The sequence below is a fragment of the Acidithiobacillus sp. HP-11 genome, assembly GCF_015100075.1.
Taxonomy (GTDB): Bacteria; Pseudomonadota; Gammaproteobacteria; order Acidithiobacillales; family Acidithiobacillaceae; genus Acidithiobacillus; species Acidithiobacillus thiooxidans.
Genome location: NZ_JACKYY010000011.1, coordinates 1 through 24,100, shown reverse-complemented (window position 1 = coordinate 24,100; position 24,100 = coordinate 1). Strand labels below are relative to the sequence as shown.

Annotated in this window: 23 protein-coding genes; 10 read left to right on the top strand and 13 right to left on the bottom strand. The window is 55.8% G+C overall.

What is annotated here, in order from left to right; genetic code table 11:
- Positions 1 to 5: 5 nt before the first annotated feature.
- From rng to nadD, 7 genes are read right to left on the bottom strand one after another with little or no spacing between them, the layout of a single operon-like run.
- Complete coding sequence (rng, locus tag H7F08_RS05015) at positions 6 to 1,496, bottom strand: ribonuclease G (RefSeq protein ID WP_010640463.1); 1,491 nt, start codon at positions 1,494 to 1,496, stop codon at positions 6 to 8.
- Positions 1,493 to 2,080: a Maf family protein gene (locus H7F08_RS05010; RefSeq protein ID WP_031572663.1), complete on the bottom strand. Its 588-nt coding sequence runs from the start codon at positions 2,078 to 2,080 to the stop codon at positions 1,493 to 1,495. Before H7F08_RS05010 ends, rng begins: the two co-directional genes overlap by 4 nt.
- Entirely contained in the window at positions 2,077 to 2,982 is a 906-nt protein-coding gene (locus H7F08_RS05005) for a hypothetical protein (RefSeq protein WP_024894335.1), read from the bottom strand. Before H7F08_RS05005 ends, H7F08_RS05010 begins: the two co-directional genes overlap by 4 nt.
- A complete protein-coding gene (locus H7F08_RS05000) occupies positions 2,982 to 3,410 on the bottom strand; it encodes a hypothetical protein (RefSeq protein ID WP_075323508.1) in 429 nt (142 codons plus the stop codon). Before H7F08_RS05000 ends, H7F08_RS05005 begins: the two co-directional genes overlap by 1 nt.
- 16 nt (positions 3,411 to 3,426) lie before the next feature.
- Positions 3,427 to 3,900 carry a 23S rRNA (pseudouridine(1915)-N(3))-methyltransferase RlmH gene (rlmH, locus tag H7F08_RS04995; protein ID WP_010640471.1) on the bottom strand — a complete coding sequence of 158 codons (474 nt, stop codon included), beginning with the start codon at positions 3,898 to 3,900 and terminating at the stop codon, positions 3,427 to 3,429.
- Between the two features lie 6 nt (positions 3,901 to 3,906).
- On the bottom strand, positions 3,907 to 4,263 hold the full coding sequence (gene rsfS / locus H7F08_RS04990; RefSeq protein WP_010640473.1) for a ribosome silencing factor: 357 nt from the start codon (positions 4,261 to 4,263) through the stop codon (positions 3,907 to 3,909).
- Between the two features lie 23 nt (positions 4,264 to 4,286).
- Positions 4,287 to 4,943, bottom strand: a complete 657-nt coding sequence (nadD, locus tag H7F08_RS04985) for a nicotinate-nucleotide adenylyltransferase (protein WP_193640012.1) — start codon at positions 4,941 to 4,943, stop codon at positions 4,287 to 4,289.
- A 99-nt stretch (positions 4,944 to 5,042) separates the two neighbouring features.
- Between nadD and H7F08_RS04980 the strand changes: the two genes are divergently transcribed.
- Together H7F08_RS04980 and H7F08_RS04975 are read left to right on the top strand one after the other, a co-directional pair.
- Positions 5,043 to 5,966: a lysophospholipid acyltransferase family protein gene (locus H7F08_RS04980; RefSeq protein ID WP_319026059.1), complete on the top strand. Its 924-nt coding sequence runs from the start codon at positions 5,043 to 5,045 to the stop codon at positions 5,964 to 5,966.
- Between the two features lie 108 nt (positions 5,967 to 6,074).
- A complete protein-coding gene (locus H7F08_RS04975; RefSeq protein WP_010640479.1) occupies positions 6,075 to 6,527 on the top strand; it encodes an Hsp20/alpha crystallin family protein in 453 nt (150 codons plus the stop codon).
- A gap of 73 nt (positions 6,528 to 6,600) precedes the next feature.
- On the opposite strand, the gene mnmE is transcribed toward H7F08_RS04975, so the two are convergent.
- The 5 genes from mnmE to rpmH form a co-directional block, all read right to left on the bottom strand.
- On the bottom strand, positions 6,601 to 7,959 hold the full coding sequence (gene mnmE, locus H7F08_RS04970) for a tRNA uridine-5-carboxymethylaminomethyl(34) synthesis GTPase MnmE (protein WP_193640011.1): 1,359 nt from the start codon (positions 7,957 to 7,959) through the stop codon (positions 6,601 to 6,603).
- 65 nt (positions 7,960 to 8,024) lie between these two features.
- Positions 8,025 to 9,632, bottom strand: coding sequence for a membrane protein insertase YidC (yidC, locus tag H7F08_RS04965; protein ID WP_193640010.1), 1,608 nt, complete (start codon positions 9,630 to 9,632; stop codon positions 8,025 to 8,027).
- Positions 9,633 to 9,646: 14 nt separating this feature from the next.
- Positions 9,647 to 9,862 (bottom strand): membrane protein insertion efficiency factor YidD, encoded by a 216-nt coding sequence (gene yidD, locus H7F08_RS04960; RefSeq protein ID WP_010640496.1) that lies wholly within the window; start codon positions 9,860 to 9,862, stop codon positions 9,647 to 9,649.
- Positions 9,859 to 10,209 (bottom strand): ribonuclease P protein component, encoded by a 351-nt coding sequence (gene rnpA, locus H7F08_RS04955; RefSeq protein ID WP_075323504.1) that lies wholly within the window; start codon positions 10,207 to 10,209, stop codon positions 9,859 to 9,861. Before rnpA ends, yidD begins: the two co-directional genes overlap by 4 nt.
- Positions 10,210 to 10,213: 4 nt before the next feature.
- The gene (gene rpmH / locus H7F08_RS04950; protein ID WP_024894327.1) at positions 10,214 to 10,348 is read right to left on the bottom strand and encodes a 50S ribosomal protein L34; all 135 of its coding nucleotides are present in this window, start codon (positions 10,346 to 10,348) and stop codon (positions 10,214 to 10,216) included.
- Positions 10,349 to 10,565: 217 nt separating this feature from the next.
- Between rpmH and H7F08_RS04945 the strand changes: the two genes are divergently transcribed.
- The 5 genes from H7F08_RS04945 (at position 10,566) to H7F08_RS04925 (ending at position 18,257) form a co-directional block, all read left to right on the top strand.
- Positions 10,566 to 13,346 carry a type I restriction-modification enzyme R subunit C-terminal domain-containing protein gene (locus H7F08_RS04945; protein ID WP_193640009.1) on the top strand — a complete coding sequence of 927 codons (2,781 nt, stop codon included), beginning with the start codon at positions 10,566 to 10,568 and terminating at the stop codon, positions 13,344 to 13,346.
- A complete protein-coding gene (locus H7F08_RS04940) occupies positions 13,343 to 14,860 on the top strand; it encodes a restriction endonuclease subunit S (RefSeq protein ID WP_193640008.1) in 1,518 nt (505 codons plus the stop codon). The genes H7F08_RS04945 and H7F08_RS04940 overlap by 4 nt, the downstream gene beginning before the upstream one ends.
- A gap of 64 nt (positions 14,861 to 14,924) precedes the next feature.
- Positions 14,925 to 16,112 carry an AAA family ATPase gene (locus tag H7F08_RS04935; RefSeq protein ID WP_024894325.1) on the top strand — a complete coding sequence of 396 codons (1,188 nt, stop codon included), beginning with the start codon at positions 14,925 to 14,927 and terminating at the stop codon, positions 16,110 to 16,112.
- A gap of 16 nt (positions 16,113 to 16,128) precedes the next feature.
- Complete coding sequence (locus H7F08_RS04930) at positions 16,129 to 16,806, top strand: hypothetical protein (protein WP_319803963.1); 678 nt, start codon at positions 16,129 to 16,131, stop codon at positions 16,804 to 16,806.
- Positions 16,803 to 18,257, top strand: coding sequence for a class I SAM-dependent DNA methyltransferase (locus H7F08_RS04925; protein ID WP_193640006.1), 1,455 nt, complete (start codon positions 16,803 to 16,805; stop codon positions 18,255 to 18,257). Before H7F08_RS04930 ends, H7F08_RS04925 begins: the two co-directional genes overlap by 4 nt.
- 34 nt (positions 18,258 to 18,291) lie before the next feature.
- Here the strand turns inward: H7F08_RS04925 and ettA are convergent, their stop codons facing one another.
- Complete coding sequence (gene ettA / locus H7F08_RS04920; RefSeq protein ID WP_193640005.1) at positions 18,292 to 19,959, bottom strand: energy-dependent translational throttle protein EttA; 1,668 nt, start codon at positions 19,957 to 19,959, stop codon at positions 18,292 to 18,294.
- Positions 19,960 to 20,206: 247 nt separating this feature from the next.
- Here ettA and H7F08_RS04915 point away from each other — a divergent pair, with 247 nt between their 5' ends.
- The 3 genes from H7F08_RS04915 (at position 20,207) to H7F08_RS04905 (ending at position 24,040) form a co-directional block, all read left to right on the top strand.
- Entirely contained in the window at positions 20,207 to 20,977 is a 771-nt protein-coding gene (locus H7F08_RS04915; RefSeq protein WP_024894321.1) for a PilZ domain-containing protein, read from the top strand.
- A gap of 218 nt (positions 20,978 to 21,195) precedes the next feature.
- A complete protein-coding gene (locus tag H7F08_RS04910; RefSeq protein ID WP_010640965.1) occupies positions 21,196 to 21,426 on the top strand; it encodes a hypothetical protein in 231 nt (76 codons plus the stop codon).
- Positions 21,419 to 24,040: an EAL domain-containing protein gene (locus H7F08_RS04905; RefSeq protein WP_193640004.1), complete on the top strand. Its 2,622-nt coding sequence runs from the start codon at positions 21,419 to 21,421 to the stop codon at positions 24,038 to 24,040. The genes H7F08_RS04910 and H7F08_RS04905 overlap by 8 nt, the downstream gene beginning before the upstream one ends.
- Positions 24,041 to 24,100: the final 60 nt, after the last annotated feature.

Genomic DNA, 24,100 nt, shown 5'->3' with positions numbered 1-24,100 from the left:
AGTATTCACATCAAAATGATGTCGTACTGCTCCTGGGTATAGGTGGCTTCTGCCTGTACCTTGATGGGGCGGCCGATGAATTCCTCAAGCGCCGCAAGGCTGGTGCTTTCTTCGTCGAGCAGTTTTTCCATAACCATGGGTGAAGCCAATACGACAAAGCGCTCGGCAGGATAAGCCCGGCTTTCCCGGACAATTTCCCGCAGGATTTCGTAGCAGATGGTTTCTGCCGTTTTCAGAAAACCACGACCATGACAATAAGAGCAGGGTTCGCACAGGGTCTGGCGGAGGCTTTCGCGGGTGCGCTTGCGGGTCATTTCCACCAGGCCCAAGGCTGAAATCTGGGTAATATTGCAGCGGGTGCGGTCATTCTGAATGGCTTTTTCCAGGGCGCGCTGCACCCGTCTTTTGTGTTCTTCATCATCCATGTCGATGAAATCAATGATGATCATGCCGCCAATATTGCGCAGACGCATTTGTCGGGCAATGGCAGCGGCAGCTTCCAGATTGGTTTTGAAAATGGTGTCTTCCTGATTGCGGCGCCCGACAAATCCCCCGGTATTTACATCCACCGTTGTGAGGGCCTCGGTCTGGTCAATGATCAGGTAAGCGCCGGATTTGAGGGTGACCCGGCTTTGCAAGGCCCTTTCAATTTCATCTTCCACATTATAGAGATCAAAGAGGGGGCGCTCGCCGCTATAGTGCTCCATGCGGTCGGCGACTTCCGGAATGACGCGCTGGCAAAAACTCGCTGCCGCCTCATAAGTCTCGCGGGAATCAATGCGCACCCGTTCGATGTTGTCCGACATGACATCGCGCATCATGCGCATGGCGAGATTCAAATCACTGTGAATCTGGCAGGGGGCACTGCTGTTTTCCAATTGGCGGCGGATCGAACTCCACAGGCGGCGCAGAAAATCAATGTCTCCGACAAAGTCCTGATGTTCAACTCCTTCTGCCAGGGTACGGATGATGTAGCCACCGGCTTCATCAGCAGGAATGGCGGCTTTGAGTTCGTCCTTGAGCCGGGATCGTTCTTCCGGCGACTCAATGCGGGTGGAAACCCCGATACGGGGCACAAAGGGCATGTAAACAAGGTATCTTCCCGGCAAGGTAATCCGCGTTGTCAGCCGCGCGCCCTTACTGCCGACCGGATCCTTGATGACTTGGACCAGAACTTCCTGACCTTCGTGCAACAGGGTACAGACATTGCGGACTTCATGATGACCGGGGCGTGTTTCAATGTCGGTTTCGCCATTCAGTTCCTCGCTGTCATCCTGAATGTCGGCAGCATGCAAAAAGGCGGTGCGATCCAGTCCGACATCGACGAAGGCGGCCTGCATGCCGGGTAATACCCGGCGCACGACGCCTTTGTATATATTCCCGACCAGTCCGCGATGGCCGCTGCGTTCTACCTGCAGTTCCTGGAGTACGCCGTTATCTACCAGGGCGACGCGGATTTCCTGGGGAGTGACATTGATGAGAAGTTCTTCGCTCATGTGGATCCTGAAAATGCGGGTGGCGGAAAGCCGCACTGCGTTAAAAGCCGGGCCGTTTCAAAAAGGGGCAAGCCCATGACGCCACTGAACGAGCCCTGAAGATGTTCGACAAAAACCGCACCCAGGCCCTGTATGGCATAGGCCCCCGCCTTGTCTGCAGGTTCCCCGCTGGCCCAGTAATCCGCCATTTCCTGGGGGCTCATGTTGCGCAGGCGCACGGTGCTGCTGTGCAGGATTGCATCGACCTGTCCATCATGCAGCAGGGCAACTGCCGTATGTACCTGATGGTCTTTCCCGCCGAGTTTCGCGTACATGGCATAGGCGTCGGCAGCGTCGCGGGCCTTGCCAAATGCTTGTCCGGCCAGGGCAACCACCGTATCGGCGGCAAGGATCAGATTTTCTGGATGACTTCCGGCCAGTGCCGTGGCTTTGCTGCGCGCCAGACGCTGCGCCAGATTTTCCGGGCGTTCACCGGCCTGTGCGGTTTCATCGACATCCGCAACCTGCACCTGCGGGTCATAGCCCAGTTGCCGGAGCAGGGCCAGTCGCCGGGGAGAAGCCGATGCCAGAATCAGCTTGCTCACGAAGTGGGGCTGGCATTCACCAGAAGCAGCTCGGCGGTTCCCGCTGCCAGGCCGGAACCCGTCGCCAGGGCCAGAGACTGGTCGGGGACGCCATTACGCCGCAGATTGCGCAAAATGGCTTCGGCGCGCTGGGTGGCCGCATTGGCTCCCAGCGGCTGGGGCGCTACCCGCACCAGAATTTCATGGGCATTACTTTGTTTGAGAATGCGGGAAATAGCCTGCAAACGTTGTTCACCATCACTACTGAGGCGGTTATCGCTGCCAAAAAGACTATCGGCAGGCATGGAGACATGCACCCCATCGCTGGTGGCCTGTACCCGGGCATATACGGTCAAAGCCTTGCCATAAGCAGGCAGGCTCGTGGTGCTGGTAATGGCGGTACTGCTAGATAAGCCGTTTAGCGAATTTGGCGCTTGTTTTGCAAGGCTGGCGAGATGCTTTTCTTCAGCCTGTAGCATCTGTTTTTGTTGTTGAATTTCTGCCTGCAAATGTTGGGTTTGCGCGCCGGTCATGGTTTTGCTGGCCAATTGCTGGCGCAATTGCGCATATTCATTTTGCAGGGCCTGATGCTGCCTGGTCAGGGACTGCACCTGCTGTTGTAGCTTATTCAGGCTGGTCTGTTGGTGAATAGATTGGCGCTGTTCCTGCAGGCCCGCCATCCGGGCGTCAAAAATGGCTTTGTCGACCTGAAATATTGCCGGATTGACCTGATCACGGGTCATCATTTGCAGGGATTCCTGCAAGGCCGATAAAGTAGCTGGCGGAATGGCCGGGCCGCTGCGCTGGGCATTGTGCAGGCGTTGCAGGGATTGTTGTAATACCCGGGTGGTTGCGACATCAGCACTGGCCAGCGCGGGAAATGACAACAACAGGGCGGCAGCAATCAGAGCGTGGGCGCGCATTATTGAGACTCCTTGGCGATTTGTGCCTTGGTGGCATCTATTTGCTGGTGGGTTGCGGCGATCTGGCTTTGCAGATTGGCGATCTGGCTCTGCAGGGCCTGACGCTGGCTGCTGCCGGGAGAGCTCTTGAGACGAACCTGAATATTATCCAGCAATACTTTCGCCAGCAGGGTTTCGCGCTCTGCCAGGAGATAATCGCCCCGGGACTGCGCGGATTGAGCCGCTGTCAATGCGCTTTTAACCGGTGCCAGCTGGGCATCATTGACGGCGGGTGAAAGGGCCAGAATGTGCTCCCGCCCTGCCTGCACGGCAATGGCATCCGAACTGCTCTGCTGGGGGCTGACTTCCACCATTTGCGCACAGGCGCTCAGTCCGAGACTCAGGGTCAGGGCAATACTTATCCGGATGACTCCCGGTTTTATCCACATTTGCTTCACGTCAGCGTCACTCCTCTGCGCCACGATGATAAGGTAATCCGGCCTGAATGCTCCAGGCCCGATATAATTGTTCCGCTAAAACTACCCGCACAACAGGATGTGCCATGGTTAATGCCGACAGTGACCATTGCCAGTCAGCCTGTAGTTCGGGGTCCAGTCCATCCGGCCCGCCGATCCAGAAGGTGACGTCGCGGCCACCCAGAAACCAGGCATCCATCCGCTGCGCCAAGGCTTCACTGCTCAGAACTTTGCCACCCACTTCCAGAGCGACTTTCTCGGACCCTGCAGGCGTGGCACTCCGTATTCGCTCGCCTTCTTCACGCCGCCACCGGATCGGGTCGCCACTGCGCCCCCTTTTGGCCATTGGCAGGGCGCGCCATTCTACCCGACACTGCGGCGGCATTCTGGCTGCATATTCAGCGACACCGCTTTCCACCCAGGCCGGCATTTTGTTGCCGATGGCAAGAATCCGGAGCCGCATCAATAATCAGCGGCGTTCGTTTTGCCCACGCATCTGGGGAAGTTCTCCCCAGAGCCGTTCGAGCTGATAAAAATCGCGCACCTCAGGGCGCATGACGTGAACTACCACATCGCCGAGATCCACCAGTGCCCAATCACCCACGCTGAGCCCTTCTTTTCCTAGTGGCCGGACTCCCTCTTCGCGCATGCGGGCCATGACATGATCAGCCAGGGCCTTGAGATGACGGTCGGAGGTGCCGGAGGCAATAATCAGATAATCCGTAATGTCGGTCTGTTTACGGACGTCGATGGCTTTGATATCGAGGGCTTTGTGTTCATCAAGAACAGTCACAATAATGTCGCGGAGATTTTCTGCTGTCGCCAAGTGCAATAATCCTTTGTGTCGAATTACGGGCTTTGGTAGAGCCCCTTGCTCTCAATATAATCCAATACTTCGTCGGGTAACAGGAAGCGCGGACTTTGGCCGTTGGCCAACAGGCTGCGAATACTGGTCGCGGAGATTTCCAGTGCGGTGATGGTCTGAAAAAAAATGAAGCCGGCGGGTTGTTGGTGGAGCTGGTGGATATCGTCGCAACGCCGTTGATAGAGGGTTTGCCGCAAGGCTTCGGGGAGCTCGGCAGCTGGCCAGCCCGGTCGTCCGGTGACGATAAGATGGGTTAATTCCAGAATCTGTTGCCAGTCGCGCCAGGTATCAAAACGCAAAAAGGCATCCATGCCAATGACCATGGCCAGCAAGGCATCCGGGCGTTCCAGACGCAGAGTGCGGAGGGTGTCCACAGTATAAGACGGCCCCTCGCGTCCCACCTCCCGATCACTGACGGCAAAACGGGGGTGGTGGGCGACGGCAATGCGGGCCATGGCCAGACGATGTTGGGCGGCAGCCCAGGGACTTTTGCGGTGGGGCGGATGACCTGCAGGAATCAGCATCACCTCGGCAGTCTTGAGGGCCTGACGGACTTCCTCTACGGCGCGCAGATGCCCGTAGTGGATGGGATCGAAAGTCCCCCCCAGAATAACCAGATCATTGTTGGTGGAAATCTTCATACCCCGAATATAACGAAGGGTGGAGGTGGGGGGAAGACAGCGACAAAAGACCGGTCCCGCGTTTATGATGTGCGCTTTGCGGAACAGATCAGGAATCAGGTGACTAAATCATCGACGGGATCTTCCAAAGGAAGCTTCGGGCAGCAGTCGCAGGTGTGGATTATTGTCGCATTACTGCGTGGAGCGGCAATCCTGCCGGGTTCATGGCGGGCGGTGCTGGGTTCTGCGCTCGGCGATGTCGCCCGGCGGATTATGCGGCGACCCCGCCAGGTGGTTGACGCAAATCTGGCCATTGCTTTTCCCGATCTTTCTTTGGTGCAGCGCCACGATTTGCAACGCCAGCATTTTCGCACATTGGGCCAGGCGGCTTTGGAATTGGGACCCCTGTGGTTCTGGCCCCTGCCCCGGGCTTTGCGGCTGATTCGTGAGGTGCGCGGTGTGGAACAGGTGGATGCTGCGCTGGCAGAAGGACGCGGTGTCATTTTGTTTACCGCCCACCTGGGGGCCTGGGAAGCGGCCGTACAATATATTGGTCATCGCTGGCCGGTGACGGTGCTGTATATGGACACCCGCAACCCGGCGTTAAATGCATTGATGGCTGCAGGTCGGGGACGCAGTGGCGCACGGTTGACGTCCAAGGAAGAGGGCATTCGTCCTCTTTTGCATACTTTGCAGCAGCATCAGGTGGTGGGTATTTTGCCGGACCAGAATGTGGATCCCCGGGAAGGAGACTATGCCCCTTTTTTTGGGCGACCCGCCTGTACCACTCCTTTGCTGGGGCGGCTGGCCCTGCGCCGGCAGAGCCCGGTATTCGGTCTGTTTGCCTACCGTCTGCCCCGTGGTCAGGGATTTCGACTGGAGTTTGTGCCCATGCCCGAAAATTTTCCTGCGGGTGCAGCGGTGGCAGACGCCACGGCCATGAATACCGTGCTGGAAACTGCCATTCGCAAGGCCCCGGAACAATACTGGTGGGTGCATCGTCGTTTCAAGGATCAGCCGGAGGGCTGGGATTATCCATACTGAATTATTTCTTCAACAATATTTCTCTCAGGGCTTGAAAATGGTTTTTCTCAGCCCCATTAACTGGATCATGGTGATTAGGTCACCGGGATGAATTAAGGAGATTATTCCATGGTTGATGAAAAGAATTCTTCAGTACAGTCGGTGCGTTCGGTGGATCCGGTAGAGCAGTTTTTTGATTCCCTTTTGCCCGGCGTTTTTCGTCCGGTAAATAACGGTAATCAGAATGGTTCAGTGCGCGCACATATTGCTCATATTGATGTCCTGGACCGGGATAACGAAATAGTCATTCGCGCCGAAGTACCCGGTATGGATAAGGAAAAGCTGGATGTCCAGGTTCATGGTAACCAGGTATATATCAGCGGCAGCAAGGAAGAAAACAATACGGAAGAAGAAGGTAAGTACATTTATCGTGAACGCCGTTATGGTGATTTTTCACGGACGGTACAGTTGCCTGTTGATGTAGATGCCAGCCAGAGTAAGGCAGCCTATAAAGATGGCGTTCTGGAGCTGGTCTTACCCAAGGCGGAATCTGCCAAAAGGCGGAAAATCAGCGTCGAATGAGGTTTAGCAATAGTTGAAAAAATAAAAGGGCTGGAGGGTTATCCAGCCCTTTTTATATTATGAAGATCTGCATTTATTTACCGATACAGAAGCGCGAAAAAATCTCTCCGAGAATATCTTCCACATCAATTTTTCCGGTAATTTGCGCCAGGGCATTGGCCGCTTCCCGCAGCGCCTGAGCCAGCAGTTCCGGGGAGGCTGCGCTATGGTGCATGTGCACGGCCTCTGCCACTTTTTCGGTCGTGTCGGCCAGTGCCTCCACGTGGCGTTGCCGGGCACTGAACACACAGGCGCTGTTTTCCATACCCATCTGCAGCATGATTTCTGCTTTCAGGGCATCCAAACCATTTCCGACCAGCGCAGAAATGGCCAGGCAGGCTTCGTGGGCCGGTGCTTTGGGGAGGCGGGTTACCAGATCCTGCTTGTTCCAGATAATTAATCTGGGTATGGATGGCAGGGCATCGAGAATGGCCTGGTCTTCTGCTTGCCAGCCAGCGTGGGCGTCCGCAACCAGCAATATCAGCTGGGCACTCTGCAAAATCTGCCGCGCCCGGGAAATACCTTCTGCCTCAACCAGATCCTGAGATTCCCTGAGACCTGCCGTATCAATGAGTTCTAGGGGCAGGCCGTCGAGCAGGATTTCCTCGCGCAGCAGGTCACGGGTAGTTCCGGGAACCGGGGTAACAATGGCCGCATCCCGTTGGGCCAGCGCATTCATCAGGCTGGATTTGCCAACATTGGGGCGACCGGCAAGAATGACGCGACCACCCCGGGCGAGACGGGCACCTTGCCGGGCTTGCTGTTGCAAGTGAAGCAGCTGCTTCTGCAAGGTTTCGAGACCATGATGAACAGCGCTGTCGTGCGCAGTGCCGAGGTCTTCCTCGCTGAAATCCAGCCCGGCCTCCACCAGGGCAAGAAGTTGTAATAATTGCCCATAGATGGCGTCGACAGCCTTGGAAAAAGCGCCTTCGAGACTTGCCGAAGCGGCACGTACCTGCGCTTCGCTGCGCGCATGAATGAGGTCTGCCACGGCTTCCGCCTGGGCCAGATCCAGACGGCCATGGAGAAAAGCGCGTTCGGTAAACTCACCTGCCCGCGCTGCACGGGCGCCATGAGCGACCGATTCCTGCATTAAGGCGGCCAGTGCCAGAGGACTCCCATGTCCCTGTAATTCGACCACGTCTTCACCGGTATAGCTATGCGGTGCCGGGAAATAGAGGGTAATACCGTGATCTATGCCCTGGCCATCGCGGCCGTAAAAACGCCGGAAATGCGCGTGTCGTGCTGACCAATGAGGGCTTTCCGGAGCCAGTCCGCAGAGGGCCTTGGCAATGCGTAGGGCGGCTGGACCAGAGAGGCGCAAAATGCCGACGCCCCCCTCTCCGGGCGGCGTCGCAATGGCGACGATGGTATCTCCCTGCTGATAGCGCATCTATAAGAACCTCGCCACGATTCAGGAACCGATGAGACAACCCGGCTGCGAAAAGCCGTGCCGCCCTAGTCTTTGGCGGCCATGATGTGTCGGGTGATCAGATATTGCTGACCAATGGAAACGACGTTGTTGGTCAACCAGTAGAGTACCAGACCTGCCGGGAAAAAAGAGAAAAACACCGCAAAAATGACCGGCAGAGCCGACATGATTTTTTTCTGCATCGGATCGACGGGCGCAGGGTTGAGACGCTGCTGAAAAAACATGGAAATGCCCATGAGCAGCGGCAGGATGTAATAAGGATCGGGCACCGCCAGATCATGAATCCAGAGGATGAAGGGTGCCTGGCGGAGTGATACGCTTTCTACCAGAACCCAGTAAAGGGCAATGAAAAAAGGCATTTGCAGAAGGATCGGCAAACAACCCGCCATCGGATTGACCTTTTCCGTACGGTAGAGCTCCATCATGGCCGCGCCCAGTTTCTGCTTATCATCACCACATTCTTTTTTCAGTTTTTCCAGTTTGGGCTGAAGCTTGCGCATATTGGCCATAGACCGGTAACTGATGGCCGAGGGATAGAAAAATATCGCCTTGATGACAATAACCAAAAGGATAATGGCCAGACCCCAGTTGCCAACCAGACCATGAAACCATTTGAGTACCAGATGCATGGGTTCGGCAATAATGGCAAACCAGCCATAATCCACCGTCTGCTCCAGACCCCGACCCAGTGCCGCCAGGCGACTTTGCTGTTTGGGACCCAGAAAAATCTGCTGAGTAATGGTGGTACTCTGCCCCGGAGCCAGGGTGGGTAGAGGCGTATTTACCCCCGCCACATAATTACTGCCGGAGGGTCGGGCATAAACCTGCACATGCTGCGCCTGTTCGGCGGGCAGAACGGCTGCCAGAAAATAATGGTCCATCATTCCGGCCCAGCCAGGCCCTGCTTCCGTGTGGGGGTGGTCACGCATGTCGCCAAAACTGACTTCACTGAAGTTTCCGCCATGCATCAGTACGGCGCCCGTAAAAATGGACATGAACATGTGACTTTCGGCGCGATCATTGCGCAGAATCTGATCAAAGTAGCTGCCGTTCCAGGGCTGGGTTCCGCTGTTGGTTACCTGGATGTGTTCTTCAGCAAGATAGCTATCGGGCTGGAAAACCCAGGTTTTGGTGATCGTCAAAGGTCCGGCCTTGCCCTTTAGTACGATCGGGCTGTCCGTATCCGAAGAGGGCTTCTCTTCTGCGAACTGGGGAATGAGTAATTGTCCGTCGCTTCCCAAAAACCCGCTTTGTTGGGTCGTCAGTTTGGCGGAGCTTGTGTCCAGAATAGGGTAAGGAGCAGGATTATCGGTGGCTACGGGGTAGGCAAGCAGGCCAAGATTCTGGATATCTCCACCATGCAGGCCGATATGACCGGTAAATACCTTGGTGCTGAAAGGCACGGAGGGACCGCGCGCCGGAGCCATGGCCTGACTGACGGCTGCAGGTATTGTCATGGTACTGGGTGAAACCGTCGGGGCGGTGACGGGAGCGGCCCTGGGAGTGACCGCTTTGCTGACGGTGCTGGTTGCGGGCGTCACGGGTTTCGGCGCATTTTGCGCCTGCCAGGCCTGAAACAACAGAAAAAAAACCACGGCAAGTGCAATGACAAGAAAAGTTTTCTGATTTTCCATGGAGCCCCAGAGTATTAAGGAACGGGATCAACACCGCCCGCGTGCCAGGGATGGCAGCGGCCGATGCGTTTGATACCCAGCCACGAACCCTTGGCGATGCCATAGCGTTCAATGGCCTGACAGGTATATTCGGAGCAGGTCGGATAAAAGCGGCAATGATGGCCCAGCAAGGGACTGATGGCATATTGATAGGTACGAACCGCCAGCACGGCTGCGCGGCGCGCGCTCATGCTTTCTCCAGCAGTTGCCGGAAATAACCACCCATAACGCGCATACTGAGTTGTCTGGCCCCATTCCGGGCAACCACCATGACATCCTGTCCTGCCGAGCGCGTTTGCTGCAGGCGAAAGGCCTCGCGCAGACGACGTTTGACCCGGTTACGAATGACGGCGTTACCTACCTTGCGGCTCACGGCCAAACCCAGCCGGGGATGAGAAACAGTATTGGGGAGGGTATACATGACCAACTCGGGAAAAACTTTTTTGCGCCCTTGTTTAATGGTGCGCTGAATCAACGCTTTCTGACGGAGGCGATCCTCGCGGGTAAAGCGATGAGGATGCGCCTGCGCCGGATGCATAAACTTACGGACAGAGACGCTGACGGCCCTTGGCGCGCCGACGTTTCAGAACAAGACGCCCGGACTTGGTCGCCATGCGGGCACGAAAGCCGTGAGTCCGCTTGCGATGGGTAATGCTGGGTTGAAAAGTACGCTTCATTGGAACACTTCCTGCGAGTAAATCCTAAGGGCTGAGAAGATAAGGAGATGCTGTCCGAAAGTCAAGGTGTCGAACTCAACCAAATCCATTTAAGATGCTGCCGAACTCTAAGCACTTTAATGCTGGCTAACGTGGCGTCACATTGATATGTTTTACAACGATCCGCATTCAACCAGAAGTTGGGCACTAGACCTTAAAAGGCAAACAGCTAAATTCAATGACTCCAGAAACTAAGGCACGTCAACAGATCGACCAGAAGCTGGAGCAGGCCGGTTGGGTGATCCAAGACGTGAAGCAGATCAACCTCGGCGCAGCGGTGGGTGTCGCCGTGCGCGAATACCCTACCGATACCGGCCCTGCGGATTACGTGCTGTTCGTCAACCGTAATGCCGTGGGCGTCATCGAGGCCAAAAAAGACAGCGCGGGTGAAAATATCACTGTCACCGAAAAGCAAACCGAGCGCTATGCCACCGCCGCCCTCAAATGGCGCAAGGACAACACCCCGCTGCGTTTTTTGATCGAGGCTACCGGCCAGATCATCCGCTTCACCGACAACGCCGACCCCGCGCCACGTTCTCGGGAAATTTTCCATTTTTTCAAGCCAGAAACGTTCGCCGCATGGTTGGGTCAGCCGGAAACCCTGCGCCGCCGCCTGGCCGAGCGCATGCCCGTCTTGCCCGAACGCAACCTGCGCGATTGCCAGATCAGCGCCGTCACCGGACTGGAGCAATCGCTGGCGCTGAACAAGCCCCGCGCCTTGGTGCACATGGCCACCGGCGCGGGCAAAACCTTCACCGCCATCACCGCCGTGTATCGGTTGCTCAAGTTTGGCGGCGCCAAGCGCATCCTGTTTCTGGTGGACACCCGCAACCTCGGCAAACAGGCGCATCAGGAATTCATGGCCTACACGCCGCCGGACGACGGCCGCAAGTTCACCGAGCTGTACAACGTGCAGCGTCTCAGCAGCCCCAGCATCGACCCGCACGCGCAGGTGTGCATCAGCACCATCCAGCGTATGTATTCCATCCTCAGCGGCGAACCGATCGACGAATCCGCCGAAGACCTGTCGCTCAACGAGGTGCAGCAGACGGCGGCGCAGCAAAAGCTGGTGCGCTACAACCCCGCCGTGCCAGTGGAAACCTTCGACTTCATCGTCATCGACGAATGCCACCGCAGCATCTACAACCTGTGGAAGCAGGTGCTCGACTACTTCGACGCCAGCCTCATAGGCCTCACAGCCACGCCGGACAAGCGCACCTTCGGCTTTTTCAACGAGAACATCGTCGCCGAATACACCTACGAGCAATCCGTGGCCGATGGCGTCAACGTCGGCTATGACGTCTACGAGATCGAAACCGACATCACCCAGAAGGGCGCCGAGTTGAAGGCCAAAGAATGGGTGGACCACCGCGACCGCGCCACCCGCAAAAAGCGCTGGAGCGAAACCGAGGAAGACACCGCCTATACCGGCAAGGAGCTCGACCGTTCGGTGGTCAACGTGAGCCAGATTCGTCAGGTCATCCAGGCGATGAAAACCGCCGTGGAAACGCAGATTTTCCCCAACCGCCGCGAAACGCCCAAAACCCTCATCTTCGCCAAAACCGACAGTCACGCCGACGACATCATCAACATCCTGCGCGAGGTCTACGGCCAGGGCAACGCCTTCTGCAAAAAGGTCACCTACCGCGCCGAGGAAGACGCCGACAGCATCCTCAGCAGCTTTCGCAACGACTACAACCCGCGCATCGCCGTCACCGTGGACATGATCGCCACCGGCACCGATGTGAAGCCGCTGGAAGTGCTGCTGTTCATGCGCGACGTGCGCAGCAAGGGCTATTACGAACAGATGAAAGGCCGTGGCGTGCGCAGCCTCGACGGCGACAGTCTCAAGCGCGTCAGCAACAGCGCGGACGGTGCCAAAACCCGCTTTGTGCTGATCGACGCCGTGGGCGTGGAGAAGTCGCTGAAAACCGAAAGCCGCCCACTGGAGAAAAAGCCCGGCGTGGCGCTCAAAGACCTGCTGCAAGGCGTGGCCATGGGCAGCCGCGACGACGACACCGTGCTCAGCCTCGCCAACCGCCTCGTGCGCCTGGCCAAGCAGCTCGACGACAAGGCGCAGGCGCGCATCGAACAAGCCAGCGGCGGCGCTTCCGTGGCCGCACTCGGCAAAGGACTGATCGCCGCGCTTGATCCCGACGCCATCGTGCAAACCGCGCTGGCCACCGCCCAGGCCCAGGGCAAAACCGCCAGCGAAGACAGCCTGCTGCCCGCAGAAATCGACGCTGCCCGCGCCCAGCGCGTGGCCGCCGCCTGTGCGCCCTTCGACCGCCCCGAACTGCGCGATGCCATCGACAACGCCCGCCGCGAGCGCGAGCAGCTCATCGACCACATCAACCTCGATCAAGTCACCTTCTCCGGCTTTTCCGAGCAGGCCGAAGGCGAAGCCCGCGCGGTCATTCAACGCTTTGCCGACTACATCCGGCAGCACAAGGACGAAATCGCCGCGCTCGATTTTTTCTACCAGCAGCCCTACCAGCGCCGCGCCCTCACCTTCGCCATGATCGAAGACCTGCACGAGCGCCTGAGCAAGCCGCCGCTGATGCTCACCACCGAACGCCTGTGGAGCGCCTACGCCCGCGTGCAGGCCGGGCAGGTGAAGGGCAGCGAATCGCGCCGCCAGCTCACCGACCTCATCAGCCTGGTGCGCTTTGCCCTCGGGCTGGACGGCGAACTCAAACCCTTCGCCGACGAGGTGGACAAGCGCTTCCAGACCTGGATCTTCCGCCACAACGCCCAGCGCGCCACCGCCTTCACGCCCGAACAAACCGACTGGCTGCGCCTGATGAAAGACCACATCGCCAGCAGTTGCAGCATCGCCCGCGACGATTTTGATTACGCCGAAATGGCCGACAAAGGCGGGCTGCAGCGCGTGTGGCAGGTGTTCGGCAGCGAACTGGATGGACTGATGGATGAGATGAATCGGGAGTTGGTGGCGTGAGTGAGTTGCCGGTTGGATGGGTAACTGCAGCCCTAGAAGATGTCGCCAAGTGGTCTTCCGGCGGTACTCCATCGAGGTCCAATCCCAGCTACTACGCAGGCACGATTCCCTGGCTGAAAACCGGCGAGCTTGGGCCGCCAATCGTGGTTCAAACTGAAGAGAGCATTTCTGAAGAGGCAGTTGCAAACTCAAGCGCTAAGGTTTTTCCGAAGGGATCCGTCGCGGTTGCGATGTATGGCGCAACTATCGGAAAAGCTTCAATGCTTGGGATCGATGCAGCGACGAACCAAGCGTGTGCGGTAGGCATCCCCGATGCAGTCAAGACCAAGTTTCTCTACTACTTTCTAGTCTCCCAAAGTAAGGCGTTTGTTGATGCTGGGAAGGGCGGGGCACAACCCAACATATCGCAGGGCATCGTCAAGTCATGGGAAATTTCACTGCCTCCGTTCCAAGAGCAAACCCGCATCGTCGAAAAACTCGAAGAACTGCTCTCCGAACTCGATGCCGGCATGGCCGAACTCAAGGCCGCGCAGAAGAAGCTGGCGCAATACCGCCAGTCGCTGCTCAAGGCCGCCGAGGGAGGCGCGCTCACCGCCGAGTGGCGGCAACAGCACCTGCCCACCGAGACGGGCGCGCAACTGCTGCAACGCATCCTCACCGAACGCCGCGCCCGCTGGGAAGCCAAGCAACTCGCCAAGTTCAAGGAACAAGACAAAACCCCGCCCAAAGACTGGCAAAAAAAATACCCCGAACCGGTGCAACCCGACACCAGCGGTTTGCCGGAACTGCCGCAGGGGTGGGTGTGGGCGAGTGTGGATCAGTTGTCACCGGATGACTTGGCTAACGGGCGATCAGTCCCGACGGCAGAGAATGGCGCGAAGGTGCTGAGACTGACTGCGATCAAGGCAGGTGCGGTTGACCTGCATGAACACAAGCTGGGCGCTTGGTCTTCGGAGGAAGCTGCTCCGTTCGCTGTGAGTGAAGGGGATTTGCTGATCGTGCGTGGCAATGGCTCGCTCACTTTGGTTGGCCGCGCAGGGCTCGTGGGGTCTGTCGATGAGCAAGTGGCCTATCCGGACACCATGATTCGGTTGCGAGTTGTGGAGGCGGTGGTCAGCCCCGCTTGGATTGGTCTGGTTTGGGATTCACATGTAGTGCGAAGCCACTTAGAGCGCCGTGCCAGAACTTCGGCGGGCATCTACAAGATCGCCCAGCCAGACATCGTCAGCGCCACAGTTCCCGTGCCGGGACTCGCTGAACAGGTGCTAATCCGACAAGCACTTGCACAGCAGTTTGAGCAACTCGCGGCAATGGAGTCAGCGATGGAGACAGGTCTCAAACAATCCGCCGCCCAACGCCAGAACATCCTCCGCGCCGCCTTTGCTGGCCAACTCGTCCCGCAAGACCCGGCCGACGAACCCGCCAGCGTGCTGCTGGCTCGCATCCGCGCCGAGCGGGCGGAGCGTGATACATTGAAAACGCCACGCAGAAGCAAGGCGAAGGAGCCAGCGTGAATACAAATTTTGATGGGTATATTTTTTACACAACAAAGACTCAGCTGCCATTCGGAGGAATTCTATGATCCGCAGCGTTCAGATTGATGGTTTCAAATCCATCGTGTCGCAAACCATAGAACTGGGGCGGGTGAACTGTTTTATCGGTGCCAATGGGGTGGGGAAAAGTAATATCCTGGAGGCAATTGGTGTGCTCGGCGCGGCCGCTAGCGGCAAAGTGGACGATGAATCCCTGCTGCGTCGCGGGGTTCGCCCAGGTGTCCCACGGCTCTACAAGACTTCTTTTGAATCGGCGAGCGTCCCGGTGCATATCGGTTTGAGTGCGGAAAGTGGTAGCAACGCCAATACGGCCAGCTATCGGGTTTCGCTGCTGAACCCGCTGGATAATCCGGAGCCCGCTTGGTCGTTCAAAACTGAGCGACTGACCAGCGGGAATGATGAAATTGTCTCCGATGGCGTGCGTAACAGGCGCAACCTGACGCCCACAGCAGGATTAGCTGCGTTGAAACTGGTGGAGGTGCCGACCGACAGTCCAGCTGCCGAATTGATGCAGCGGCTGCAGAACTTCTCAATTTACTCGCCTAATACGCCGACCTTGCGGGCGATGGTAAGCGATCCGCAATCGCGCAATCCAGTGGGACTGGCGGGCGGACGCTTGGCCGAGGGATTTGCCGAGTTTCGTAAGTCGGTGCTCGACAGTGACGATGAGTTATTGGATAGCGTCTTCGAACTGGTGGATTGGGTCGCCGATATTCAAACCACTTCATCTGCCGGATCACTCTTGTCGCCCTCTGTGGCACGCACCAAGGAGGTGCTGAAGTTCACCGACCGATTCATGCGCAAAAGTCGCAATACTTTGACGGCTTATGATGCGAGTGAGGGGGCGCTATATGTGTTGTTCTGCGCCATTCTGTGCCTGTCGCCCCATGCCCCCAAATTGTTTGCTATCGATAATCTGGATCAGGCATTGAACCCCCGGCTGGTTGGGCGTTTGACGGCCAAGCTTTCCGGTTGGTTGGCGCGAGGCGATGCGCAGAGGCAATTGTTGTTCACCGCGCACAATCCAGCCGTGCTCGACGGTTTGGATTTGACTGACTCCGAAATCAGATTGTTTGCAGTGGAGCGCAACAGTGAGGGGTACACGGTCGTGCGCCGAATTGAAATCAGTGCCGAATTGCGGGCGATGAATGAGCAATATCCTTTATCACGATTGTGGCTGATGGGTAATTTGGGGGCCATGCCGAATGTCTGATCCCCGAATTGCGCTGGTGGCGGAAGGATCAACCGACTTCATCGTGATTGAGGCGGCGCTAAAAGCCATTTTGCAACGCCCCTTTGTGCTCAATCAGTTACAGCCGGAACCAACAAGGCCAGAAATGGGCGGTGGCTGGTGCGGCGTTTTCAAATGGTGTCAAGAGTTTCGCCAGCGCGGTGCGGCACACATCGAATCTGACCCAACCCTGAGCAATTTTGATCTCGTGATGGTGCATTTGGATGCAGATGTGGCCGACAAAAGCTATGCGGATTGTGGAGATGCCGTTGTGCAGGCGGCACTCGCGCTTCAACCATTGCCCTGCGCTCAGCCTTGTCCTCCACCCTCAGATACTGTGCTTGCAGTGGAGGCTGTGCTGCGGAGTTGGCTGGGCATTTCAGCGACTGGGTCGAAGAGCTTGTTTTGCATTCCATCGAAAGCTACTGAAGCTTGGCTTTCTGCAGCTACACTTCCTGCGAATCACGCGTTGCTGACTGGACTGGATTGCAATCTGCATCTTGAAACTCAGCTTGCCCAGTTATCCAGTGGGCAGAGAATTCGCAAGAGTGTTCGCCAATACAGAAAGCTGGCTGGAGTAGTAACAGCGCAGTGGACACAAGTTATATCCCATTGCTCGCAAGCTGCGTTGTTTGATCAACAAGTCAAGTCTATTGCACAGGCCTTTCTACCATGAACACCTCCACACTTGTCCAGAAAGTCTGGAACTTCTGCCACACCCTGCGCGACGACGGGGTGGGCTATGGCGATTACCTCGAACAGCTCACCTACCTGCTGTTCCTCAAGCTGGCGCACGAGTACGCGCAAGAGCCTTATAACCGCGACACGCAGATTCCGCCGGGGTTCGACTGGGCCAGCCTGCGCAGCAAGACGGGTGAGCCGCTGGAGGCGCATTACCTCGCCACCCTGCACAAGCTGGGGCAGGAGCCGGGTATGTTGGGTGCGATCTTTTTCAAGGCGCAAAACAAGATTCAGGACCCGGCCAAGCTGTCACGCCTGGTGCAGATGATCGACGCGGAAAACTGGATCAGTCTGGACACCGACACCAAGGGCGACCTGTACGAAGGGTTGCTGCAAAAGAACGCGGAAGACACCAAAAGTGGTGCGGGGCAGTATTTCACGCCGCGTGCGCTGATCGAGGCCATGGTGGCCTGCGTGCGCCCCGAGCCAATGAAGACCATTGCCGACCCGGCCTGTGGCACCGGCGGTTTTTTTCTGGGTGCCTACAACTGGCTGACGCGCCCGGGCGCGCAACTGAACAAGGCGCAAAAAGAGTTTCTGCGCGACCAGACCTTTCACGGCAACGAGATCGTGCCCAATACGCGCCGCATGTGCCTGATGAATCTGTTCTTGCACAGCATTGGCGAGCTGGATGGCGAGCCGCTGGTGGAGCGTTCGGATGCGCTGATTTCCGAGCCCAGGCGCACGGTGGACTATGTGCTGGCCAATCCGCCCTTCGGCAAGAAGAGCAGCATGACCATCACCAACGAGGAAGGCGAGGAGGACCGCGACGCACTGACCTACGAGCGCCAGGATTTCTGGGAAACCACCTCGAACAAGCAGCTCAATTTTTTGCAGCACATCGTCAGCATGCTGAAGCTGGACGGCAAGGCCGCCGTAGTGCTGCCCGACAATGTGCTGTTCGAGGGCGGCGCGGGCGAAAAAATCCGTCGCAAGCTGCTGGAAACCTGCGATGTGCACACCATCCTGCGCCTGCCGACGGGCATTTTCTACGCGCAGGGCGTGAAGGCCAACGTGGTGTTTTTCGACGCCAAACCCAAGGACGGTAAGGTACATACCCAGGGCGTGTGGTTCTACGACCTACGCACCAACAAGCATTTCACCCTGAAAACCCGCACCTTGAAGCTGGAAGATTTGCAGGATTTCATCACTTGCTACCATCCAGAAAACCGCCATGAGCGAGTTGCCACAGAGCGGTTCAGATTTTTCTGCTACGACGAGTTGATGGCCCGCGACAAGGCCAGCCTGGACATCTTCTGGTTGAAGGACGACAGCCTGGACGACCTGGCCGAACTGCCACCGCCGGATGTATTGCAGCAGGAGATCATCGACCATCTGGAAGCCGCATTGGCTTCGTTCCGGGATGTGGCCCTCAGACTTCGCTGAGAAGCTTGTATGCGCTTTGGGTCTAGCCTGCCATTCAGCGAACAATCGGCTTGAAGCGCAAGCGATGGGGTTTGGCCCCCTCTTCACCCAGGCGACGCTTTTTGTCGGCTTCGTATTCATGGTAGTTGCCGGCAAAAAATTCGACATGACCATCGCCCTCAAAGGCGATGATATGGGTGGCGATGCGATCCAGAAACCAGCGATCATGAGAAATGACCAGGACGCTACCGGCAAATTCCAGCAGGGCATCTTCCAGGGCCCGCAAGGTTTCCACATCCAGATCATTAGACGGTTCGTCCAGCAGCAGCACGTTGCCACCGGCAATCAGCGTTTTCGCAAGATGCAGGCGACCGCGCTCCCCACCCGACAACTGGCCCACCAGTTTCTGCTGGTCGTTCCCCTTGAAATTGAAGCGACCACAATAGGCGCGGGACTGGATCTCGAATTTACCAACGGTGAGAATATCCAGGCCTCCCGAAATTTCTTCCCAGACATTGTTTTTGGCTGCCAGGGCATCGCGGGACTGATCCACGTAAGCCAGTTTGACGGTAGAGCCGATGCTTACTTCACCGCTGTCAGCCTGTTCCTGACCGATGATCATCCGGAAAAAAGTAGACTTGCCGGCGCCATTCGGACCGATCACGCCGACGATGGCACCCGGAGGAATCTTGAAGCTGAGATTCTCAAACAGGAGCTTGTCGCCGAAGCCTTTGCTGACCTCCTTGAATTCAATGACTTCATTACCCAGTCGCTCGGCAACGGGAATGAAAATTTCCGAAGTTTCATTGCGCGTCTGGTATTCGTAGGAGCTGAGTTCTTCAAATCGGGCCAGGCGCGCCTTGCTCTTGCTTTGCCGGCCCTTGGCATTCTGACGCACCCATTCCAGTTCCTGTTGCATGGCTTTGAGGCGCGAAGCTTCGCTGCGTGCTTCCTGTTCCAGACGTTTTTCTTTCTGCTCCAGCCAGGCTGAGTAATTACCTTTATAGGGAAAGCCACGGCCGCGATCCAGCTCCAGAATCCATTCGGCAGCGTTGTCCAGGAAATAGCGGTCATGGGTGACCGCCACCACTGTCCCGCTGAAGCGCTGCAGATACTGTTCCAGCCAATCGACTGACTCGGCATCCAGATGGTTGGTGGGCTCGTCGAGGAGAAGCATGTCGGGACGGCTGATCAGCAGGCGGCACAGGGCAATACGGCGCTTTTCCCCACCGGAAAGCGGGCCCACCAACGCATCCCAGGGGGCCAGGCGCAAAGCATCAGCGGCTACTTCCATCTGCAGTTCTGCCTGGTGCCCGTCACTGGCGGCGACAATGGCTTCCAGTCGTCCCTGCTCGGCGGCCAGGGCATCAAAATCGGCGTCCGGTTCGGCATAAGCGGCATAGACAGCTTCGAGCTGTTGCTGCGCATCGATGATTTCGCCGAGTCCTTCCTCCACCACCTGACGCACGGTCTTGTTGGGATCGACATCGGGCTCCTGAGGCAGATAGCCAATTTTCAGGTCCGGCATGGGCAGGGCTTCGCCCTCAAACTCCCGATCCACGCCGGCCATGATTTTCATCAAGGTGGATTTCCCCGAGCCATTCAGCCCCAAAACCCCGATTTTCGCTCCGGGGAAAAAAGACAGAGAGATGTCTTTGAGCAGCGCACGCTTGGGCGGTACGATTTTACTCAGGTGATTCATGGTAAATACATATTGGGCCATGGCGGGTTCCATCCGGGAGCGTGGTGGGTTGATTGCGGGGCAGTGTAGCGCAGACCAGGGAACTTGTGGACACCCCCCGACAGGTTGCTTTAGCTGGGGTGTTTGTTCCCTAAGCACATTAGGTGTAACATTTTTGATAAGAAACTGTCTAAATTTTTTAGCGTAAATTTTCATTGGATTTTTCTGGATTGCCCTGGTGTTTGCTCATCCGGATCATGGGGCCTATCCATTTGTTTCTGGAGGGTATATGGGACTGACTTCTGACGATACGGAGTTGGGTATGATGCTGCCGCTGAGAAGCGGGCTCAGTATTGCAGAATATCAGCAAACTCTAGTGGAGGAGTTCGGTGAAGCTGTCTTTGAAAATATCCCGGCGATGCTCTGTTCTGAGCGGTCTGCGGAGGGGCTGGGAGACGCCGTAATTTTTTCGGCTGACAGTAATGATTCTGGCGCACACTTTTATTTTGATGGCTGTGAATCGGAGAGTCTGCTTTTCCGCTTGAAGGGTGTCCTGGCTCGGGAAGACTATAAGAAAGCCCTGATTTTTGTTGAATTGGGTGACTTTATTTTTATGTTTTTTTCGGATCTGAAATACTTGTTTGAAGGTCGCTATTATTTTGATGTGCCGCGTATGATCTACCGCAGAGCCTCGCGCAGAGCCAAACGGGTACGACTGGAAGGCGCTATTACCTTACGCAAGGCGGGTGGTGCTGAGATGGTGGGACAACTGCACGATTTCAGTCCCAGCGGTGCCAGCTTTTATGCGCCCAGAGATTCATACAAGCCCGGTGATAATGTGCTTGCTGAGTTTACCATTGCGGACTGCGGAACCTGTGAAACGGTGGTTACAGTTGTTCGCGTTCAAGAAGAAGGGGCTCCAGCAGGTCAATGTCTGGTCGGAATCCGGATGTCTCTCACCCGCGATCAAAAAAAACGTGCCGAGCACTTGTATTTATGTAAAAAGGCCGAGGAAATTCAGAAGCGACCGGAATATTCCAGAAACACACGCATTTTTTAATAAAAAATTTTGAGTGCTTAATATTTTCTGAGAATTCTTTAAATATTTTATTAAGAAAATAATGATATTATTATGTGTCGCTGTTACTTATCGTTACATTTTTGATATATAAGAAAAACCTTGGGTTCTCTGTTTGCTCTTCCCTCCCAGAAGCTGTATCATTTTCGTTACAAGTCCAGGCTGGTTTTCTGGAAAAAATATAATAGTCATCAGAATAAATGAGTGAGGTTGAAGTAAAATTTATGTCTACTATAAAACCTGATAATGATCAGATCGGGCAAAAAGCGGCGGTAATAAAACAAGTGGCACTCTCAGAGTGGGCATGGGTAATGCTCAAGGAGCTGAGTGTTTTCTATGGGGTAAGCCCGACGGAAACACTGGAAAGCCTGGTGCTGGATGCGGTTCTGTCTAAACAGGGGAGTTGTACGGCTTTTTGCAGCGATGAATAGCTCCTTTAAAAAGCCTGATAGTCTGGTCAGTTTTTTGGGACTGGATAGTGAAGATTTCACTTTACTAGACCAGTATTGGGGTTTATTTGCCCAAAGTGCAGAACAGCTGGCCCGGGATTTTTATAACTATCTGTTTTCACATCCGGCTACCGCCGCAGCTTTCAGAAACTTTTCAGAAGCACAAATTGAAGCCCTGGTTCAGCGTCAGGCAGAGCATGGATATGGTCTTCTGAACAACCAACTGAACCCATCCTGGCAGATTGCCATGCAGCAACTGGGTGCCAAGCATCACCATTTAGGCATTGATCCTGCCTGGCTGGCCGGTGGCTACACCATCTACTGGCGGCATTGGCAGCCGATTTTGGAAAAGCACGTCCCAACCGAACACCATTCACGTCTGGGACAAATTCTCATCAGCCTGCTGATGGGTGACTTGATGAGTCAGTTAAGCGGCTACGCCCGGGCAGCGCGGGAAACGGATGGTGAGCGAAGCGCCGTTTTTGATGTATTGCTCGATACCCTGGCAAGCACCCGTATTGAAAAAGATACGGATAACACCAGTCTTTTACAGGTGTTATGTGAGCGCTTGCCGCGTAAAAGTCGTTATATCACCCTGGCTGGCTATTTTCTGTGCTCCAGTAGAGTCAATGATCTATTGACTCTGGAAGCTTCGGCCGGTTTGCGCTTGTCCATGCCCTATCTCCCTTATTCTGCAGAAGATCCCTGTTGGCAGGCCTTGCAACAAAACCAGGTCCTGGTTTACTCAAGTGATGATCCTGCAGCACCGGAGTGGATCCGGAAATTGCGACCCCGCGTTCAGGAGATGGTGTTTCTGCCCTTTTCGTCGGGTGACTTGCAAGGTTTAGGTTTTATTGGCGCTCGGGCAAAAGGATATTTCAACAGAATCGGGTCAGATTATTTTGAGGCGTTTGCCCATCTCGGCGAGATCGTTTTGCAATTACGTAATCGCATGCTCCGGGATCCCTTGACTCAGGTACCCAACCGCCTTTTATTTATGGATCGCCTGGAAATCGCCCGCCGGCAGGCCAGTCGAGAGGAGACTTTACTGGGGGTGGTGCTGCTGGATCTGGATGGTTTCAAGCCGGTTAATGACCGTTTTGGACATGGTGCCGGTGATCGTTTGCTGCTTTCTGTCACCCAGCGGATTCGGCAATGTTTGCGTTCTGGCGATACCTTGGGAAGGTTGGGAGGGGACGAATTCGGGCTGCTTTTTCCGTCGCTGAGTTCCACAGACGACCTGGACTTCATTTGTGGCCGGATTTTGGAAACCGTGCGTACGCCCGTGGAAATCGATGGCGAGTGGATTCATGTGAGTGCCAGTCTGGGCGTGACGTTATATCCTCTGGATGAAGTATCCGTAGAAACCCTTCTGGCGCATGCGGATATGGCATTATATGCGGCAAAAAAACAGGGAGGGGATCAGCTCAGCCTGTATAGTCTGACTCTGGATGAGGCCGCACAAAATGCGGCCAATATGCGACTGCTGCTCGAAAGGGGACTTAAAAATCATCAGTTGCTGTTGTATTACCAGCCAATCGTCAACAGTTTTGGTGGCGTATCGGGGGTTGAGTCTTTACTTCGGATTCTTGATCCTGAACGGGGTTTGCTGGGTCCCGCAGCTTTCTGGGCCGGTCTGGATCATCATCGCTATGCCCGGGATGTGGGTATTTTTGTGATGGATGCTGCCTTTCGGCAAGGGCAAATCTGGCAGCAACAAGGACTTGCCTTGCGCGTTTCCGTTAATATCAGTGCCCATCATTTACTGGATGCACGTTTCCTGGACGATCTGGAAAAAGCTCTACGAAAATATCCCGATTTACCTGCTGAGCAGATCGAAATCGAAATTACCGAATCGGCACCACTGAACGATCTGCTGCATGCTCAGGAGCGTCTGGCTGCCTGCAATGATCTGGGAGTACGGGTGGCGCTGGATGACTTTGGAACGGGGAACGCTTCATTGACCTATCTTCAGCAGCTCCCCGCCCAGTCCGTCAAGCTGGATCAAAGCTTTGTCCGCGACATGATCAACGACCCCAAGGACCTGGCTATTGTAGCAGCCGTTATTACTGCCAGTCGTATGTTGGGTCTGGATGTGATAGCGGAAGGGGTGGAAACAGAAGCCCATGCTAAATTATTGGCGAAAATGGGTTGCGGTCACTTGCAGGGATATTTGTTTGCCAAGCCCATGCCCGGAGAAGATATTCCCCTCTGGTTGCGGCAGTTCAAGAATCTGAATTTGAGTGTGCTCAGCCATGCTTCCATTGATATTTTGCCGACTTTGCTGGAAGGTCATGGACAACGGACCGAGAATTTTCTGCTGGCCATGCGCGAGCAAAAATCCATCCCGCAACATGTATTGGAACAGGATGCCGAAGAAAAATGCCATCTGGGTCGCTGGCTTAAGGGGGACGGATCTCTGCGTTTTGGCGAACAGTCCGAGTTTTTACAGATTTTGCAGCGCCATGAAAAAATACATCATCTGGCACGCCAGGCAAAACTGGCGCTGGATAACGGAGATGTAGCCAATGCTCTTTATCGGCTCCTCGCTACTTGGAGTGGATACGAGGGTACGGTAGTCTTAGGGCATTGCTGATCTAGGGAAGGTTAATGATGGACGAAGACAAGCTGTTTACCTTGGCGTTGGGGTTGGTTC